Origin of the sequence: Arachnia propionica, assembly GCF_003859805.1 — a bacterium.
Lineage (GTDB): Bacteria > Actinomycetota > Actinomycetes > Propionibacteriales > Propionibacteriaceae > Arachnia > Arachnia propionica_C.
Genome location: NZ_RQZG01000051.1, coordinates 1 through 721 on the forward strand (window position 1 = coordinate 1; position 721 = coordinate 721).

Here is a 721-nt window from a genome sequence, read left to right on the forward strand (position 1 = left end):
ACCAGCCCCACCCTCGTCCACATGTCCACCCGCCAACCCGACCCCTGGGACATCACCATCCTCGACGGCTGGGAGGTCGTCCACCGCAACGAATTCGGTCTCTCCGTGACCCACCTCCTCGAGGGCAAGTCTGAAGCCGCCAGGGCCGCAGGTTTCTTCATCAAAAGGCGCCGCGGGGACAGCGTCTACGAAAGAATGAACAAGGGAAGCACACCCGGCTACCCCATCGAACCCCAGGACCTGTTCCACCACGAACACCAACGACTCCTCTTCCGCGAGACCGTGGACATCACCGTCCTCCCCGAACGACTCATCGGAGGCGAGAAGGCCTTCGGCTTCTCCTCTGTCGACATCACCGAGGCTCGCCATGCCCTCCAAGAGACGTGGTTCGTCGTCCGCCATGACGGGATGTGGCAATTCACCCTGCAACCCGCCCACTGGGAGGAGACGATCCCACCCGAGATCTACCAGATGCTCGACTCCTTCCACTGGATCACACCCGAGCCCGCCCCCACCGCATCCCAGAGCTGAACCACCATGACCCCACCCAGAACCGCCGCCGCGCTCATCGCCCTGACCCTCACCCTCACCGCCTGCACCCCCACCGCGCCCGAACCACCCCCAGCCACACCCACCAGCCCCACCCTCGTCCACATGTCCACCCGCCAACCCGACCCCTGGGACATCACCATCCTCGACGGCTGGGAGGTCGTCCACCGCA

At 65.0% G+C, this 721-nt stretch carries 2 protein-coding genes; both read left to right on the forward strand.

The window, feature by feature from the left end; genetic code table 11:
• Positions 1-531 (forward strand): hypothetical protein (locus EII34_RS15735; RefSeq protein WP_221620333.1); only part of this gene is annotated, 531 nt, incomplete at its 5' end.
• 6 nt (positions 532-537) lie between these two features.
• A partial coding sequence (locus EII34_RS15740; protein ID WP_221620335.1) for a hypothetical protein occupies positions 538-721 on the forward strand: 184 nt, incomplete at its 3' end.